Origin of the sequence: Kamptonema sp. PCC 6506 (assembly GCF_000180455.1) — a bacterium.
Taxonomy (GTDB): domain Bacteria; phylum Cyanobacteriota; class Cyanobacteriia; order Cyanobacteriales; family Microcoleaceae; genus Kamptonema; species Kamptonema formosum.
On sequence record NZ_CACA01000306.1, the window covers coordinates 15102 to 33293 of the forward strand.

At 42.7% G+C, this 18192-nt stretch carries 11 protein-coding genes; 4 read left to right on the forward strand and 7 right to left on the reverse strand.

The window, feature by feature from the left end:
* The first annotated feature begins 278 nt into the window (after window positions 1–278).
* Together OSCI_RS18535 and glgA are read left to right on the forward strand one after the other, a co-directional pair.
* Complete coding sequence (locus OSCI_RS18535) at window positions 279–1199, forward strand: S1 RNA-binding domain-containing protein (protein WP_007356617.1); 921 nt, start codon at window positions 279–281, stop codon at window positions 1197–1199.
* A 288-nt stretch (window positions 1200–1487) separates the two neighbouring features.
* Entirely contained in the window at window positions 1488–2906 is a 1419-nt protein-coding gene (gene glgA, locus OSCI_RS18540) for a glycogen synthase GlgA (protein WP_007356618.1), read from the forward strand.
* Window positions 2907–3305: 399 nt separating this feature from the next.
* Here glgA and OSCI_RS18545 read toward each other — a convergent pair whose 3' ends face one another.
* Complete coding sequence (locus OSCI_RS18545; RefSeq protein WP_007356619.1) at window positions 3306–3731, reverse strand: DUF1824 family protein; 426 nt, start codon at window positions 3729–3731, stop codon at window positions 3306–3308.
* 223 nt (window positions 3732–3954) lie between these two features.
* Between OSCI_RS18545 and OSCI_RS30155 the strand changes: the two genes are divergently transcribed.
* Entirely contained in the window at window positions 3955–4182 is a 228-nt protein-coding gene (locus OSCI_RS30155; protein WP_148288935.1) for a hypothetical protein, read from the forward strand.
* A 706-nt stretch (window positions 4183–4888) separates the two neighbouring features.
* On the opposite strand, the gene fdhD is transcribed toward OSCI_RS30155, so the two are convergent.
* The 4 genes from fdhD to OSCI_RS18565 form a co-directional block, all read right to left on the reverse strand.
* On the reverse strand, window positions 4889–5731 hold the full coding sequence (gene fdhD, locus OSCI_RS18550; protein ID WP_007356621.1) for a formate dehydrogenase accessory sulfurtransferase FdhD: 843 nt from the start codon (window positions 5729–5731) through the stop codon (window positions 4889–4891).
* Window positions 5728–6777, reverse strand: a complete 1050-nt coding sequence (locus tag OSCI_RS18555; RefSeq protein WP_007356622.1) for a DUF6745 domain-containing protein — start codon at window positions 6775–6777, stop codon at window positions 5728–5730. The genes fdhD and OSCI_RS18555 overlap by 4 nt, the downstream gene beginning before the upstream one ends.
* Before the next feature lie 182 nt (window positions 6778–6959).
* Window positions 6960–7253: a hypothetical protein gene (locus OSCI_RS18560; protein WP_007356623.1), complete on the reverse strand. Its 294-nt coding sequence runs from the start codon at window positions 7251–7253 to the stop codon at window positions 6960–6962.
* A 200-nt stretch (window positions 7254–7453) separates the two neighbouring features.
* Window positions 7454–9676 carry an FdhF/YdeP family oxidoreductase gene (locus OSCI_RS18565; RefSeq protein WP_007356624.1) on the reverse strand — a complete coding sequence of 741 codons (2223 nt, stop codon included), beginning with the start codon at window positions 9674–9676 and terminating at the stop codon, window positions 7454–7456.
* A gap of 378 nt (window positions 9677–10054) precedes the next feature.
* On the opposite strand from OSCI_RS18565, the gene OSCI_RS30830 reads away from it, so the two are divergent.
* The gene (locus OSCI_RS30830; protein ID WP_007356626.1) at window positions 10055–10231 is read left to right on the forward strand and encodes a hypothetical protein; all 177 of its coding nucleotides are present in this window, start codon (window positions 10055–10057) and stop codon (window positions 10229–10231) included.
* A gap of 226 nt (window positions 10232–10457) precedes the next feature.
* On the opposite strand, the gene OSCI_RS18570 is transcribed toward OSCI_RS30830, so the two are convergent.
* Window positions 10458–16121, reverse strand: coding sequence for an eIF2A-related protein (locus tag OSCI_RS18570; RefSeq protein ID WP_007356627.1), 5664 nt, complete (start codon window positions 16119–16121; stop codon window positions 10458–10460).
* 553 nt (window positions 16122–16674) lie between these two features.
* Window positions 16675–17949, reverse strand: coding sequence for a P-loop NTPase fold protein (locus OSCI_RS18575; protein ID WP_007356628.1), 1275 nt, complete (start codon window positions 17947–17949; stop codon window positions 16675–16677).
* Window positions 17950–18192 lie beyond the last annotated feature (243 nt).

Below are 18192 nucleotides of genomic sequence, written 5' to 3' on the forward strand. Positions count from 1 at the left end.
ATCAGGGCTTGGGTTTACTAAGTATCCTTGCAACTGGGTTGCGCTTAGTTGCCGACTTGCTTAAGGTTGCTTCGTAACCTCGCCATGCTTCCGAGCTCGCAACATACGCTAAGCTTGGTAAGCGCTACGCCCAGGTTGCGCCAGCGCAATGACATCAAGTACGTTACTTTTGCGTAAGTTCTAATATTTAACTCCGTAGCGATCGCCAATTCCAGGCGAATCGACGCGGCAGTAGTTAGGCTCGTAGTTTAATTTCAATTTTCTTTCATTCAATTGACATGAATCCCAAATCGACAGGTTCTCAAGGCGCAAAAGCATCCTTTTCGATGGACGATTTTGCCAAAGCCCTCGAACAGCATAATTACGAATTTCAGAAGGGCCAAGTAGTGCGCGGTAGAGTGGAAGAGATCGAATCCAACGGCGCGTACATAGACATCGGCGCTAAGTCCCCAGCTTTTCTCCCTCTCGAAGAGGTCGCCTTGAGAGCGGTAGCAGACCTGTCTAAACTTCTGCCTTTGCAAGAAGAACGGGAATTTCTAATTATCCGCGACCAAAATGAAGACGGTCAAGTAACCCTTTCCCTCCGCCAATTAGAGATCAAAAAAACCTGGGATCAGGTAACAGAAATGTTCAACACGGGAGCCGTAATTCAAGTGCGCGTCACCGGCCATAATAAGGGCGGCGTAACCGTAGATGTCATGGGGATGCGGGGATTTATTCCGCGATCGCACGTAGTGGAGCGAGACAATTTACAGTCCCTTGTGGGTCAATCCATGAGCGTCAGCTTTTTAGAAGTAGACCGCGAACGCGAAAAACTCGTGCTTTCTCAGCGTGCAGCCACCAAATCTGCCAGCTTTAGCCAATTAGAAATCGGTCAAATTATCGAGGGCAAAATCAGCAGTATCAAGCAGTTCGGAGTATTTGTTGACTTCGATGGTATCACAGGTTTGCTCCACATCAAGGAAGTCAGCCAAAAGTATATCAATAATCTGGAAAAGGTATTTTCAGTAGGTCAAATAATCAAAGCAATGATTATTAACCTCAATGAAGAACGAGGTCGGATTTCCCTTTCCACTAGATTCTTAGAAAGCTATCCCGGGCAAATAGTAGACAAAATAGATGAAATGATGGCTACTGCCGAAGAGCGTTCTGAGCAAGCTAGAAAAGCCTTGCTTGAGTCGGATAAAGTTGACAATTAGATACTTAGGGGTTAGGAACTAGGAACTAGGGCGTGTTTTCCAACTACGATCGCAACAAAACGAGAGCGATCGCGATCGTAGTTATATAATTTGCAGCCAGATTCTTATATACAGGGCTGTAAAATTGCTCGATTCTAAATTCTTTGACCTAACCCCCCAACCCCCAACCACCACCCCCTGCCCCCAGGGTTGTTTCATTCTCCCAATCTTGGCTTAATATTGATTAAAAAATGGTGACACTACCCCTTTAGACTGGATCTAAACTCACTATCTCAGGGAAACGCAATAATGCGAATTCTATTTGTCTCCGCAGAAGCAGCACCCCTCGCCAAAGTCGGCGGTATGGGCGATGTCGTCGGAGCACTGCCGAAATTCCTGCGCCGAATGGGTCACGATGTCCGCATCTTCATGCCCTACTACGGCTTCCTGCCCGACAAGATGGACATCCCCAAAACCCCTGTCTGGTCAGGTGCAGCCATGTTCCAAAACTTCAGCGTTTACGAAAGCGTGCTGCCTGGAACTGATGTTCCTTTATACTTATTCGGCCATCCCTGCTTCATGCCCCGCCGCATCTACTCTGGCGATGACGAAGACTGGCGGTTTACCTTCTTTGCTAACGGAGCCGCAGAATTTGCCTGGAACTACTGGAAACCCCAAATCATCCACTGTCATGACTGGCACGCAGGCATGATCCCGGTCTGGATGCACCAAGACCCAGATATTAGTACCGTTTTTACTATTCACAACCTCGCATATCAAGGGCCTTGGCGTTGGCGTTTGGAAACGATGACATGGTGTCCCTGGTATATGCAAGGTCACGACACAATGGCCGCCGCTGTCCAATTTGCTGACAGAGTGACAACCGTTTCTCCTACCTACGCCGAACAGATCAAAACCCCTGCATACGGTGAAACTTTAGAAGGATTAATGTCATTCATCAGCGGTAAATTGTCGGGCATTCTTAACGGTATTGATACTGAATCTTACAACCCGGCAACCGACAGGTATATCGTTGAAAACTTCACTCCCGAAACTATTGACAAACGCCCCCCCAACAAAATTGCCATCCAAGAAGAAGTCGGCTTAGAAGTTAACAAAAATGCTTTCTTAATTGGCATGGTGACGCGCCTAGTCGAACAAAAGGGCATCGATCTAGTGATTCAAATTCTCGATCGATTCATGGCCTACACCGATGCTCAATTCATCGTTTTGGGAACAGGCGATCGCTACTACGAAACCCAACTCTGGCAAATGGCCTCCCGCTACCCCGGCCGCATGGCCACCCAACTGCTATACAATGAAGCCCTTTCCCGGCGCGTTTATGCAGGTAGCGATGCTTTCCTAATGCCCTCCCGCTTTGAACCCTGCGGTATTAGCCAAATGCTCTCCATGCGTTACGGCTGCGTCCCCATAGTCCGTCGCACAGGTGGTTTAGTGGATACAGTCTCTCACCATGACCCCATTAACAATGTGGGCACGGGCTACTGCTTCGATCGCTACGAACCCCTAGATTTGTTCACCTGTATGATCCGCGCTTGGGAAGGCTTCCGCTACAAAGATAAATGGAAAGAACTGCAACAGCGCGGTATGAGGCATGACTTTAGCTGGGATCTCTCTGCCAAGGAATATGTCAAACTGTACAAGAATGTCCTTGGATTGCCACAGGATGAACCAATAGTGGAACAACAGCCAGAATTAGTTAAGTAATGGTTAGTGGTTAGTTGTTAGTTGTTAGTTTTTGGTTGTTAGTTGTTAGTTGTTAGTTGTTAGTTGTTGGTTGTTGGTTGTTGGTTGTTGGTTGTTGGTTGTTGAACGCTAGAAGAAAGCTTGTCTTGCCAAGAGTTAACAGCCCCTTTATTAGCAATAATCCGTCATTGCGAGTGAAGCGAAGCAATCGCCTAGTCTCTGCGATTGCTTCGCTTCGCTCGCAATGACAATAAAGCTCGCAATGACAATAAAGGGGGTAGTAAAGCCCGATTTGGGATCGCTAGGATTGTTGAATAAGTATTAGTGTCTTCTCTTTATCTGCAATCTGCTATAATTGCGATCGTCTACATAACAACTAACAACTAACCAATTAACAACTAACAACTAACAACTAACCAATTAAACAAATAAATTGAGCGGTAAATGTCCGTAAGTACCGTTAATACCTCCAGCTTCAGAAGATTGGCAGGAAACTAATACACCGCGATAAGTTCCATTGTAGCCATTAACATAATACGACCCCTTCAAAGTATTAAACTTGATATAAACAGACCCTTCAACTGGCGCGACGGCATTAGAGTCAAGCTTTGCCTCATAGCCTAAAGCTTTTAAATAGGTTTCTAGCGCTAAAAATCCATCTGCTGTTGAATCAGCACAAACTCCTAGCATCTGGTAATCTGACTGATTTGCTAGTAGCAAAATAGCCTGACGGAGTGCGTCTTTTTGTAAATCAGAATCAATAGATTTCATATTCAAGCAAGTGAAATCTTGAATGATTTTTTGCGCTTCTTCAACATTTAAGACAGTAGAGTTTTGATGAGACATAGATTAATTTTTTATTTGACAAAAATGTTTGATAAGAAGAAATAAGAATCAAGACTTATACAACCAGCTTTGTTGCTGATTTGCATATATTAACATATCATGCAACCTGGCTATCCAGATCCACGCGATCGCGCTAGAAGAGATAATCACATTTCGCTGGGTCAAGCAAACTCAGCCTAATGTTAAAGCAACTTTTTTCAAAATCACGATCGAGGAGTTAATCATGGATCTCACTCAGAAGAATTCACTATTCGCGGAGATTCCCTCCAGCGAGTCAGCAACTATCAATGGTGGACGAGGAACTAACTGTTCGTATTCTTCGAGTTCCTCCTATCCTAAACCGAGTCATGTGCATTATCGTGACACCCTTCGCATCCTATACCCGGATGCTGTTGTGGTGAGATACGATTACCGTCGGGGGACGAAAGTAGATAGGTACTACTACCACTAAGGGAACGAATTAAAAAGGTCAAATTAAAAAGTTTCTTCTGTACTTAAAGCGATCGATTTAGCTAATCAGCTTGTAGTTTGTCGCTGGCTTTGACCGTTTGACGAGGGAGAAATTAGTAGTATTCTGGTATACAGTAAGAGGACAACCGCAATGCGCGATCGCCCCCTCTGTAGTGGGATAACTAGAGCTAAACTTTTGTGTGAGAAATTTTTCCTACAAACTGGATCTTTTTCTGAAGTTTAACGTCTACATCCTTTGAGACCCGATTGCCTAGCGATACATAAGCTGGCATGAGCTGAGCCCGCCCGCAGTGGTGGGCTTATTTCTATTATGATCTGTGACATCAATATTGGGAAACCTGTATTCCACCCTATAAACTGGCACACTCTCTAAAGAATTAAAAATTAAAAATTAAAAATTTAATAATAAAAATAATAATCTAAAGAATTAAAAATTAAAAACTTGCTGTAGTAGGATTTACGCACCCAACCAAAGAAACCGGGTTTTTGACCGAGCGTGCGTAATACCAAATCCGGCTTTACTACCCCCTTTATTGTCATTGCGAGCGAAGCGAAGCAATCGCAGAGACTAAGCGATTGCTTCGCTTCGCTCGCAATGACGGATTATTGCTAATAAAGGGTTAGTATAAATCCTGATTCTCTCAAAAACCCGGTTTCTGGGACGACCTGTGTAAGTCCTGTTTAGGTTACATTGACGTACTTATCCGCTCTTTTCCAGCATACAAATTGAAGCGATCGCCGCGCAAAAATCCAATCAGAGTGATGCCAAACTCTTGAGCTAGGGAAACTGCTAAACTGCTAGGTGCGGAAACGGCACAGACTATAGGCACGCCAGCAGCAAGACTTTTTTGTAATATTTCAAAACTCGATCGTCCGCTAACTAAGAGAATGCGATCGCTAAATGGTAATTCCCCATTCAAGAAAGCTGTACCAATTAATTTATCTAAAGCATTATGACGACCGATATCTTCGCGCACCGAGAGCAATTGTCCATTAATATCGAATAAAGCAGCCGCGTGAAGTCCTCCGGTACTTGAAAAGACTCGCTGAGCTGCTTTTAGTTTATCGGGTAAAGTGTAAATTAAATCTGCTGAAATTTCTGGGCCGGTTGGTATTGCTGGAAAATCCCGTAGGCGTAATGCTTCTAAGTTAGCTTTGCCACAAACTCCGCAGGCGCTAGTTGTATAGAAATGTCGCTCTAGCGGTTGTAAATCAGGAATTAAGCCATCTCTGAGTTCTACATTAACAATATTATATTGCTGTTCTCCGTCTACTTTTGAGTCTAGGCAATAGCTAATCCTGCGGATATCTTCGCGGTTGCTAACAATGCCTTCGCCGTACAAAAAACCTGCGGCAAGTTCAAAGTCATTTCCGGGAGTTCGCATTGTCACCGCTACGGTTTGTTTTGGTGAAACTAAGCGGATCTCTAAGGGTTCTTCAGTAGTTAATTGGTCTAATCGAGGGAGGATTTTACCCTTTTCTACTACCCAGACTGTTGCTTTAGTTTTACTCCCGGTAATCGTTTTCATGTTTGCACGCTAAATTCCTCTGGATCGGTTCCCCAATTCACCCAGCGAATTGCTTCCCTAGCCGATCTTACATCAGGAGGTACGCGCAAAGCATGAATAAATCTAGTGCTAGGGCAAGTCATTTTTAATAGATAAAGTGGCTCAACATCGGCACAATCTATTTTTAATAGAGCGTACTCTTGCCAAGTATCTAATTGTTTGGCTTGCAATTCCTGAGCAATTCTGGAGTAACCAATGTTTTGAATCAGCACTCGTCTTAATTCAGCATTGTACTCTTCTAAAAGCCATTGTGCTTGCCATTGTTGAGGGTGCAGTTTCCCATATTTTTCAGGTAATGTTACACCATGATAGGAATAGAAGCGATATCCGTCTGCCAACTCAACGGCGGGTTCTCCTTCTGCATGGAGCTCAGATTCACTGTCAAAGGAGAGTTTTGTAGGGCGATCGCAGATAATACAAGCGTTTTCAAATGGATAAATCCAAGCACAGTTTTTAACTAATCCTTGAAATATATTCCATAGCCTTAAATCACAACTACAATTTAAGCTAGAATAGCACAAATCAAAGACTTGAACATAATCAAGCCATTCTCCCGGGTCAATTGATGTCACAGTTTGTAAACCAGGCTCTCTCAACATTTGCCTTGAAAATTGACTGCTGTGATGGTTCCAAAGTTTCCTAGTGCTACTCAACAAATATCTATGGGAACTTCTTACAAGTGAATTTGTTAACGGTTGAATAAGACCGATATCGATTTCTCTATCTAGCTTGTAGCCCAGACTGTTTAAGCCGCTCTGATAAAATGTTTCTATCACTCGTGAAGGGCTATCAGAAAATAGTATTTTTGGTTCTGGTCTTTTTATTAAAGCATAAGTTTCTCTTACTACTTCCCTTGCTTTATCGCGATCGATGCGATCGGTGGAAAGCGCGATCGCTCTCCACTTTTCACTGTTAAGTTTCCACTGTTCACTGTGAACTGAAAAGAGTGATTCTTGTTCAAGCTTAAGTTTTTTAATGATACTCTGAATGACGCTCTCGAAGATCATGGCTTTATTTTCCTAAAGACTTCACAATTAAAGAAGTAAAGCTCAACCTTAGCAATTAATAATTTTTGATTGTTGCTCCAGTTTGATAGCGATCGCAATAAAATCTAAAAAGTGCGATCGCACTCCACTTTTCCAGACTAATTGCAATTAAAGCTTCTTACTCAGGCATCAATTTTTTAGCTTTAATCCGCCACATACCTCCAACCTTGCGGCTCATATTCCCGCTGAATTCTTACCATCCAATTACCTTTAGGAATTGAAATAGGATTGTGTTCTTCGTGACTCAACAAAGCTGTCGGCGAAAGCACTCGCAAATAGAGAGTTCCATCTTTTTCATAAAGCTCAGCCTTGCCGTTAATAATGCGGTGAGAATGTCCCGTTACTTCGCCTTCAGCGAGTGTGAGGTGAGGTTTTTTTTGCCCCTCAGTTTCCTGTACTGGCGTTAAAATTACGTCGCCTTGTCGAATGGGTTGCATAGGTTTTTCTCTAAATTGTGCTTTGTTTTCGCGGTAGGAATTGAGATCCGCTCTATCCAGTCACTTTAATACTACATTGATAATACATAGCTGTCAAGAGCGATCGCTCAAAAATCTCAAAGCCGATAGAAGCTTTGCATTGTAAGATTTACGCACGCAGAGGCTAGAAACGGGTTTATGAGCCGGAGTCGCGATCGCAATTAAAGCTTTTCTAAGCGGACTATAGCATTATAATCGGGTACACCTTCGCGCGATCGCTTACTTTTATCTAATAACACATTCCCTTCCGGCCAATGCACCTGCAAATTCCCTGGCTTAATATTTGCCAAATAAACTATACCCTTCAATTCCCCTAACTCATTCTTCAAAATCACCGCTTCACCCTCTTTCAAACCTAATTTTTCCGCATCATCTTTACTGATATAAACTGCTGACCTTAATGCACCAGTAATAGCATCTTTCTTTTCTTGAACCATGCTATTAAACTGTTTTCCCCGGCGAGTTGCTAGCAGAAAATAACCCTCTGGCAATACCTTTTGAGTCAGCGACAAAGGCGAAAAATGAGCCTTACCATCTGCTGTTGGAAAATTCCAGCCAAAGCACAAATGGGAACCGCCATATTGAAATTGATCTCCCGCTTCCTTCAAATGTTGAATTCCCGCATACTGCGGATTAACTAAAGCAATTTCCTGGCGCATTTCTGCCGGATCGACAAAACCAATTTTATCCGCTAAATCTGGACGTACACGCCTCGCCAATTCCATAAATACTTCCCATTCGGGATGCGCTTCGCCAATTCTCGATCCGGGAATTTCGGGACTAAAAATTACTCTTCTTTCTGTGCTAGTTTCTGTCACTCCTCCCGGTACTTCATAGCGAGTAGTTGCAGGTAGTAATACCACTGTATCAGCAGGTTCAACTAACATCTGACTCGAACAGATAATATCAAAATGAACCCGCAGGGGTACGCGCTTCAACGCTGCTTCTACATAATCGGGTTCTGGTAACACTTCTAAGAAATTTCCGCCTACAGAAAACAGCACATCTAATTGCCCTTCAGCAGCAGCATTAATCATATCAGAAGCGATTAATCCCTTAGTCGTAGGAACTTCAAAACCCCAAAGTTTACTAAGTTGAGCAGCATTCTCAGGATTAATCGGTTTCCCACCCGGAAATACCGTCGCATAGCATCCCATTTCAGCGCCACCTTGTACGCCAGAATGTCCTCGAATTGGCATCAAACCGCAGCCTTCCCGACCGACAAATCCCTTAGTTAATGCTACATTAATAATCGAACGGACGTTATCTTCGCCGCACTCATGCTGAGTAATACCCATACTCCAGACAAATACAGCTTTTTTTGCTTCTCCTACCATTTTAGCGAAGGCATACATTTCATCGCGAGCAGCGCCAGAAATCTGCTCTAATTCTTCCCAGGATTGGCTTTCCACAGAAGCTTGTAATTCTTTAAAGTTGGTAGTATAACGTTCTACAAATGAATTGTCTTGCCAACCATTTGCGATGATATGCTTAATAGTTCCATTCAAAAATGCGATATCTCCTCCCATATTTACCAGGAAGAAATCCTCAGCAAATTTAGTGCCAAAAATTGCACTTTCAATAATAGAAGGAACCCAGTAGCGCTCCATTCCCGGCTCTCGGTAAGTGTTAATGACAACAATGCGAGTTCCGGCTTTCTTTGCCCAGTGAAGATATTTAACTGTTACTGGTTGATTGTTGGCTACATTAGAACCAATGAAGACTAATAAATCTGTGCCAATCCAGTCTTTATAGGAGCAAGTGGTAGCTGCCGCACCGATGCTAGATTTGAGGGCGGCTGTACTCGGAGAATGGCAAATTCTGGCGGCGTTATCGATGTTATTTGTTCCCATTGCCCGCACTGCTTTTTGAGCGGCATAGTAAGTTTCATTAACTGTGCCGCGACTGGTAATATAAAAACTTAGGCGGTCAGGTGTTGTCGCTTTAATTCGCTCAGCGATTGTATCTAATGCCTCATTCCAGGTAATTTTTGTAAAACCTTTATCTCCTTTTTTACGAATCATTGGATAAGGCAAACGACCCAGATCTCGCAATTCCGAACTTTTCTTACTTTGCAGTTGCGAGATATCTTCTAATAAGCGATAATCGAAGGCTGGCATTGTATTCATCCGCAGCAATCGTAAGCGGACATTGCAAACGTGAAGTCCGTCTAAAGTCCAGTCTTTCATGCCCGTAGTTCCCAGAGCACAGCCGTCACAAACACCTTTGTTTAAAACTTCCCAAGCATAGGGTAAATTATCGCGGCTCATCCAGGCGGCTCGAAAAACTTCCCAATAATTATTCGGGTATTGTTCGCCAAGTCCAAAGGGTTTCCAGCTTGCCCAGTGTTGAGGAGTCCAGTTTTTTTCGGGTTGAGGTAGCATAAATTTGGTAATAATTGGTAAGAACTGTTAACTCAATGGCGAACATAAATAAATGTTCAACTTCGTAGTAGTGGCTAAAGCCGATTTCTTCTATAATAAGCGGCTTTAACCACTACTAAAAATTTGGTTTAATTTTGTTATTCTATTATAATCTTTAAATTTTTAATTCCTTGCTCGACAACTACCAGGCGATCGCGCCCATCTGTTTCGCCCGCTTAAGAGCCTTACTCCTGACTCAAAACTTAATACTGTTAAGAAACTTAGCTAAATCTAAAGCTTAATTGCAATATCTTGTTAATTTTAACCGCAGTCGCGATGGGGGTGATAGGTTTGATCGCAGTAAATCACCCGATAAAAAACTAGCCAGGATTAAAAATTATGTACGGCAAGCGTTCCGATGAAGATTTGGTCAAAGCTGCTGTCACCGCTGCTTTAGGAGCTGGCGTTGTCACGTCATTTGCAGTAAGTCAAGGTCAACACCCGCTCGTAGCTCTGGGAATTACAGCGTTTGCAGCAGTAGCGGCTGTAATTTGCGATCGCATTGGCTTAATTTAACGTGAGTTTGACGCAGGCGATCGCAACTGGAAACAAAGATTGCCTCTGACTCTCGATCGTGAGCATCCAGGGGAGCGACAATGATAGCAAACCTGGGTAATCCGATCCCATTGGTGGTTGGTGTAGCAGTCAGAGGGGGCTATGTTTCCCAGTCGCGATATGAGAAACGGCTTTTTGGGGCGATCGCTACGGCGGCTAAAGGCATCCCCCACCCTAGATTCAATTTTCAATTCTCAACTTTCACTCCATCGCACAGATGCCGATCGCGATCGCTCACATTCGGATTAGTTTTGAGATAATCACCCACCCAGTCGCAGCCACGCACCAACAAATCATCCAGATCCAAATTCCACAAAATCACCGTATTATCCTTACTACCAGAAGCAAGAATCTTCCCATCCGGGCTAAAACTCACACTCATCACACTATTGCGGTGTCCCGTCAAAGTTTTTAGCAAAGTACCATTGCGGCTCCAAATTTTCACCTTATTGTCATAACTTCCAGACGCAACCAGCAAACCATCAGGGCTAAAACTCACACTCGTCACGCTATCGCTCGAACCCTTTAACAAAGTCGCAACCATTGTACCGTCAAGATTCCAAAGTTTTACCGTATTGTCATAACCAGCAGTTGCCAACATTTTTCCATCAGGACTAAAACTCACCCCCATCACAAAATTATTGTGAGCGTAAAAGCTTCTAAGAATACGTCCCTCCCGACTCCAAAGTTTCACAGTACCGTCGTCACTCGCAGAAGCCAACATTTTTCCATCAGGACTAAAACTAACACTACTAACCCATCCAGTATGTCCCGTTAAAGTTTTAATTAACTTTCCATCGCGACTCCAAAGTTTAACAGTCTTATCCTTACTGGTAGAAGCAATGAGCTGACCATCGGGGCTAAAACTTACGCTCATCACGCTATCTTTATGGCCATTGAGAGTAAGAAAAAGCGAGAACACAGGAGAGGGAGAGAGAGTAGAAAGAAGGGAAGAAGAAACAATATTCTGGATTTTACCTTGAGACTTTACACGCCACAATTTTACAGATTTGTCATAGCTACCAGAAACAAGTAACTTGCCATCAGGACTAAAACTCAGGCTCGAGACTCGATTACTATGTCCCTGCAAAGTTTGTAGCAAAATACCGCTGCGACTCCAAAGTTTAATTGTCTTATCGACAGAAGCCGAAGCCACAATTTGACCGTCAGGGCTAAAACTTACACTTTGAACCCGATTTTGATGACCATCCAAAGTTTTGAGGGGTATATCATCAAGCCGCCATAGCCTCACCGTTTTATCAAAACTTGACGAAGCCAGCATATTGCTATCGGGACTCCAACTCACCTGAGTAACTTTATCCCCATGTCCAGCTAAACTTCTAATTAAACTAATCTCAATTTTTACATTTTCAGAGTTGGGATTTCCTTTCCGTTTGACATCATTTGAGTACAACAATCTACCCACACTATCGCGCATTTTCCCCTTACTAATTGCCGGGTTGGGTAGGGGTTTGTTTGCTTGATTAGCAAGGGGATCGACAACCTTTTTTAAACTCCAAATTTTCACAGTTTTATCTGCACTCCCTGAAGCCAAAGTTTTGCCATCTGGGGAAAAACTAACGCTAAAAACGAAGCTAGAATGATTCGTCAAAGTTGCGAGTAAAAAATCCTTAGTTTTTAACGCCGTTGCTTCTTTCTTCTCTTTAACCTGTAAAATCTTTGTGAGATTCCAAAGTTTCACAGTTTTGTCCTCTCCAGCCGATGCAAGAATTTCACCATTAGGAGACAAACTAATACTATAGACTTTAGATAAACCAACACCTTCCCGATGCCGCAAATTTGCCAACAACTTACCATCATTCCGCCAAATTTTCACAGTCCCATTATCGCTAGCTGAGGCAATTATTTTACCATCGCGGCTAAAGCTAACCGCATTTACCGGAGAGTCATGCTGTAAAGTTTTGAAGAGACTACCATTTATCCTCCAAATTTTAACTGTTTTGTCTCCAGAGGCAGAAGCCAACATTTTACCATCAGGGCTAAAACTGATACCCGTAATATTATGAGTATGACCGCTCAAAGTTTTAACTAGGCTACCATTAGTCCGCCAAATTTTCACAGTTTTATCAAGACTTCCAGAAGCCAAGATTTGACTATTAGGGCTAAATGCTACATAAGTTATATTATCGGTATGACCTTTCAATGTTGCTTGTAAACTTCCATCACTTCGCCAAAGTTTGACAGTTTTATCCACGCTGCCAGAAGCAATTATTTTACCATCAGAACTGAAACTTAAACCCCAAATTACATCCCCGTGTCCCTCAAAACGATTGCGTTCTTTAACTCCGTAAACTGCCTGTTGAAGTGCAGCCGCAATTAAAATTTCAGTATCTTTAAGAGTTTGAGTTTCTTGAGTGTTTTCTATTTGTCTCCACTGTTTACCCGCCCTCAAACTTTCCATCAGAGCATCAAACTTATTATTTGATAAAAATAGGGCTTCCGAAGCTGCTGTCAAAGTATTAATATCTGCCCGTTGTCTTTGAGCCATAGCTACCTGTTTTTGAGCGACAGCTCGATGCCAAAAATTTAAAGCCGCAACGGTAGAACTGGATAATAGCACTACGCCGATCGCAGCTAAAGCTAATAGTTGTTTAAGGCGGCGGTTAGTATGGTAAAGTTGCACTTGACTCATTTGTTTATCAGCTTCAGCACGGTGCAGCCTTGCTTCTATACCGAATCTTTGGCGGATAGGTCTGACGAGATAATCATGAACTAATTGATAGCGGTCTTCTGGCGATTCCCGCAGCATAAATAGCAAACCATGACCGACTAATATTTCTAATATTAAGTCAAGATTACTATTGTTTTCCGATCTATTTTTAGCAGATAGTCTGATATTGATAGCCAATGAATTTTTATCGATAGCTAATGACAATTCTTGCTTAGTTTTAATCAGTCTAACTCCTCTTTCATCTGTTAACGAAAACAAAATTTTCCAGGTAGCATCTTCATTTTCTAAGCCGCAATCTGAGATCACTCGATCGAGGGAACGCTTAACTAATTCCGCCTTGGGTTGAACTCCTAGTTGCTGATATTCTTTTAGAGTTGTAATTCTCTCTTCTTGGAGTTGTGCTCCCACCACTTGCAACTCAATTGGACGTACTTCTTCTAGTTCATCAGCTAAATCTAAAACAAAAGCATCAATCAATGCCGGCTCTAAGTAAAATTCGGCCCGTTCAGTTAAATGTTCGATCACGCTGTGGGTATCTCGGATTGAAAAATTTCTTAATTGATAGCGAATCTGCTTGTCTAAAATGTTATTGTTAATTGCATCCAGATTGGGGACGCGATCGCACTCCAGTAAGTAATGCAAATAGTCTTCGCGTAAAGAAAGAATTACCTTAACAAAAGGTAGATTTAAACACTTCCGAAAAAACTCATAAAAAAACTGTCTTTGTGTCCCCGAAGTGCAAACAAAGAAAAACTCTTCAAACTGATCGAAAATGAGTACAGTCAGCAGATTATTTTCTGCATTTTGCCGTAACTGCTCGATAATAAATAATACAGTATCCTCAATTAAACCTTGAGGTTCTAGACTGTTAACTCCTATTTTTGCTGGGCAATTTCCAGAAACTTCTGGCACTTTTTTCGCACTTAATCGCCTCTGCTCTGCTGCTACTCTATTCTCAAGCCCTCTAGTCAAACACTTCTCCAACTCCATCACCCAATCAGTATAAACTTGCACAACAATAGGCAATGTATCCCGCGCACCAAAGCTAATATTTTTCAAAGCTGGCACCAATCCAGCTTTAACAAGAGAACTTTTTCCTACACCGCTTGGCCCATGAATTATAGTTAATTTATGGTCGTCTCTGCCGATTCTTTCCAGTAAGCGGTTAATATCTTGTTGGCGACAGGAAGCAGTCATTTCTTGGGCGATCGCAACTTCATTTTCCACACAAGGCATCGAAGGGTTAATCGCTTGGCGATGGGGTTGCAATTGACCCGCGCCAATAAAAGCTCTGAAACCGTACTGATACTCAATCGAACGCTTGGTTTTCTTAGTGCGGAAGGCCTTGAGATATTCGCCCCGCTCGAAGTAGAGCGATCGCAGATCCGCTAAAATATCAATGTAAAGTCGCGGATCGTATTTCGCCTCAGTTTGCCCAATGGCCAACTCCAAATAATTTACCGCCGCCTCCCACTGTCCCAGTTCCCGCACGCTTTGGGCTAGCAATAATAGATATAAACTCTTATCCGACAGGGGACAAGAGACGGGAGAGGATAGAGAGTTTTGAGTTTTAAAAGATTGCTTTGTTCCTCGCCAGGCTAAACCCTGCGGGTAGGCTTCGCCAACCCGATTTTGAGTATTGAGTTTTGAGTTAAAAAAATCAGAAATTCCCCCTTCTCCTTTCCTATCTCCCCCATCTCCTCCATTGGGTGCTTGATCCAAAATAGCTAAAGCCAGTTCCGCTAACTGTCGCGCATGATGCCATCTAAACTCTTGTAGGGCAACCTCAGCCAGAAAGCCGTAATCTTGAGCAAGTTGGCTGGGAGTACCGTAGATAAAATGCAATTGTAAAGAACTTTCCGCGAGAGTTTGCAACTCTCCCCAAGCTTCCAGCCTTTGCAATACCTCTCCCAAATGAGTCGTCACCGCCGCCACTAAGTCGAGACGGTTTGCTGCTTCAAACGCATTTCTAGATTCTTCTAAACTAATCCTTGCTTCTTGCAAGTGCAAGCGGTTGGCTACAGGATTTCTGGCAGCTTGGAGGCGTTGGCATAAGGCAATGTGAAACAACACTATCCCTTGCCGTTCTAAAAATTGATCGTCTGAGATTGGAGATGGAGAAGAAATAACTTCAGTTTGCTTTAGATTGTTTCTTCTATTGCCATACTTCCCATCTCGCAAAACTTCTTGCAGACTAGGCCAACGTGGTTTTGACTTCTCTCCCTCATCTTTGAGTTCTAGTATCCTCTCCTTAGTTTTCTGTTGCCAAAATGCTAAGCTTTGCTGATAATGAATCAAAGCAATTTCTGTTCGATCGCTGATGTAGTAATCGCGACCAATAACAAATTGTAAGCTGGCTTCGAGAGCAGGTTCTAACTCTTGTCCGCGACTTTCTACATCTTTTAATGCTAATTCTAGTTCTTGTCGCCGCCTGGAACCAATTGTCAAATCGAGAGTATTAACTGGGTTAGAATTAGAGGAGAAAATGGGCGTAGAATCCTTTACCCACAGGTTAGATCCTGAATTTTGCAGTTTAACTTCACTCGTTTGAGACAAATTTAACTTTGTTTCTGGGAATTCTCCCTTGGGTTCAGAGATCGCATTTTCCGATTTTGCATTGAGTTTCCCAACAGTAAAAATAGCATCAGCTTGTTGCCTTAAAAAATCCATCAACTCGCTGGTAGCCATTTCAAATTTAATTGTAGCAGCAGCCCAACTTTTGAAATCGGGAGCCAATCGAATCATTTTCGCCGCAATATCGTCCGTCACCCACAGCACTAAGGGGAAGGCGAAATTTTTGCGAAACTCGTCCCGCACTTGGTTAGTAGATGTTAGTAAGTCATCGATCGCAACCACACTTTCTAGACCAAATACCATCAAAGCAGACTCCGAAACACCACCCATTGACACCAAAGAGCGAGTCTTTACTAACAGCGTAGTATAGAGTGTTTTGACGGATGTAGCTAGGACTATATCTTGTATTTGAATGGGCGACATTTCCCGGAGTCGTTGCACCATTGCCAACCGCAATTGCTCGTAATTGCAGCGCACTAAAATTAGAGAAAATTGCCCTTGAGACATGGTAATGGAGCGTACCAGAGTCTTTAGCGATCGCTCGTTATAGCTAGAAGTTTCCTCTAGCTTCATCAGATCGGTCATACTTTCTACCTTATTTTGAAATTGTACTGTGATTCCAACTGAAATTCGACTTTTTGCAAAGTTACTCTACATCTTGAAATTTTTAGCGTAACTGCTGAAGTACAACACATTAGGCCTATTGGCAGCCTCAGCATTTTCAGCTAAAAGTATGTTTACAAAAAATCTATTTAGTTCAGACAAACACAATCCACCCCAAAAATATTCCTAAAGGAATAGGTACTTTAGTTTGAGTATATCTTACTAACTACAGCGCTAAGGGAATTTGCACAGCGCATCAATCCTCTGAAGGGAGTTAGAAGCAAGATACAATACCAAGTAGCAGTTTAAATCATAATTAACTCTGAAAAAGCGTAAAAAAAAGTTAAGTTACGAAATTGCCACTCGGAATTAAAACGTTTAGGCATTAAATTGCCTAATTACAATGAAGAGACCATAAGTATTTAGTTATTTAAGAAAGCAGAAAGAAGATTTATAAAGTCAGCTTAGTCCTCCATATTTCACTTTTAATTAGGTGGAGCTACTTAACAACACCTTGCTGCGATCGATCTCAAGTTTAACCTACAACTTCAAGACATTGCTGCCAAGCTTTATATTTCTTAGTCTCTGCTAGTGCTGGATTGATTCCAAACCAGCGTCCCTCACGATCGCGATATTCAAATACAAACATACTTCGGAGTAAAGTTTGGCATTCTTCCTCCCCTGTAACATTTTGTCTTTGCACCACTTGAAAGAGCAATTCCCATTCTTGTTCAGTGATGGCAGCAAGCAAATCATCGCGGTATTCTTGAATAACATTTTCCAAACATTCTCGCGAAAAAGGAGGGTCTTCTTGTTGCAAACAACTATACAACAATACCAATAAATTGCGAACATGACCGCCACTGACTCGGCAGAGTCGATCTAATGTTTGGGGATTGTCAAAAACATGAGGTATTAAAGCAGTACGATCGCTAGGATCTATAGTAGGAAAAGCTCTTGCTAGCACTAGCTGCCGCAATAAGGCCATCCCCTCTTCATAGTCCTTACCCGAACGAGCTTGCACTGGTACCATTGGCAATACTTTAGGTTTAACTCCAAATCGATTCGCGAGTCTGCCGAAGTCATTGGAGAAAATCAATGTTAGAGGAATGGTATAAACTACATGGCAATTTAACTTTCTCAACTGTTCGCCGCGATCTACAAATAGATATTCTGGCTGCGTTCTTCCCGAAGCTTTCAATGTAGCATCTAAGCGATCGAGATTGTCAATAATAACTACCAGCCCTTTGTGTCCTTTATACTTAAGTTCCTTTGTGGCGCGTTCGAGAAGTTCTTCATTAATAGCTTGCAAAATGCTATTAGTTCGTGGTTCTAAGTATTGCCGTAACTGAGAGCGGAGTTTGGGAGAATCTTTAGTTTTAGCAGTAATTTTGGCAATACCAACAGATAACTCAGCCTCGGCTGAAAGTTCTATGGGAGTTTGTAAGAACTCAGCAACTTCTGTAAACAGATTTTGAAAATATCCATGCCTGAGTTTAATACCAGCAGATTCTAAACTTTCACTTACTTGGCGAGCAATACTTAGTAAAATATCGCTGATGTCTACATCTCCCATATCCAAATCTTGAGAAGACTCGAAGTAAACAACATAAAAGTCTTCTTGCTCTAACTCAGTTTTGAGCCGAAACAATTCAGTAGATTTACCACAGCCTATGTGGCCCGTAAAGAGCTGGCAAGTAGGCTCATTAGGGGAGATCCGGGTAATGGTTCGCTGCAAGGATTCGATAATCTTTCCACCCCGTACTGAAGCAAAATCAATGTAATATTGGCGATCCCCTGGATTCCCCATGACTAGAGTTTTGCTAGGGTTACACGCCTTATAAAATCTGTCTAAGTCCAGTACAATCACGATTATTCTTGACCAAAATTTAACATAAAATGCGAGTTTAAGTTTACTTTGACAGATAGCTGTTCGGCTTGTGGGGGTTAGGGGAGCGGGGGGGCGGGGGAGCGGGGGGGCGGGGGAGCGGGGGAGCGGGGGAGCAGAGGAGCGGGGGGGGGATGGGGGGGATGGGGAGGGATGGGGAGGGAT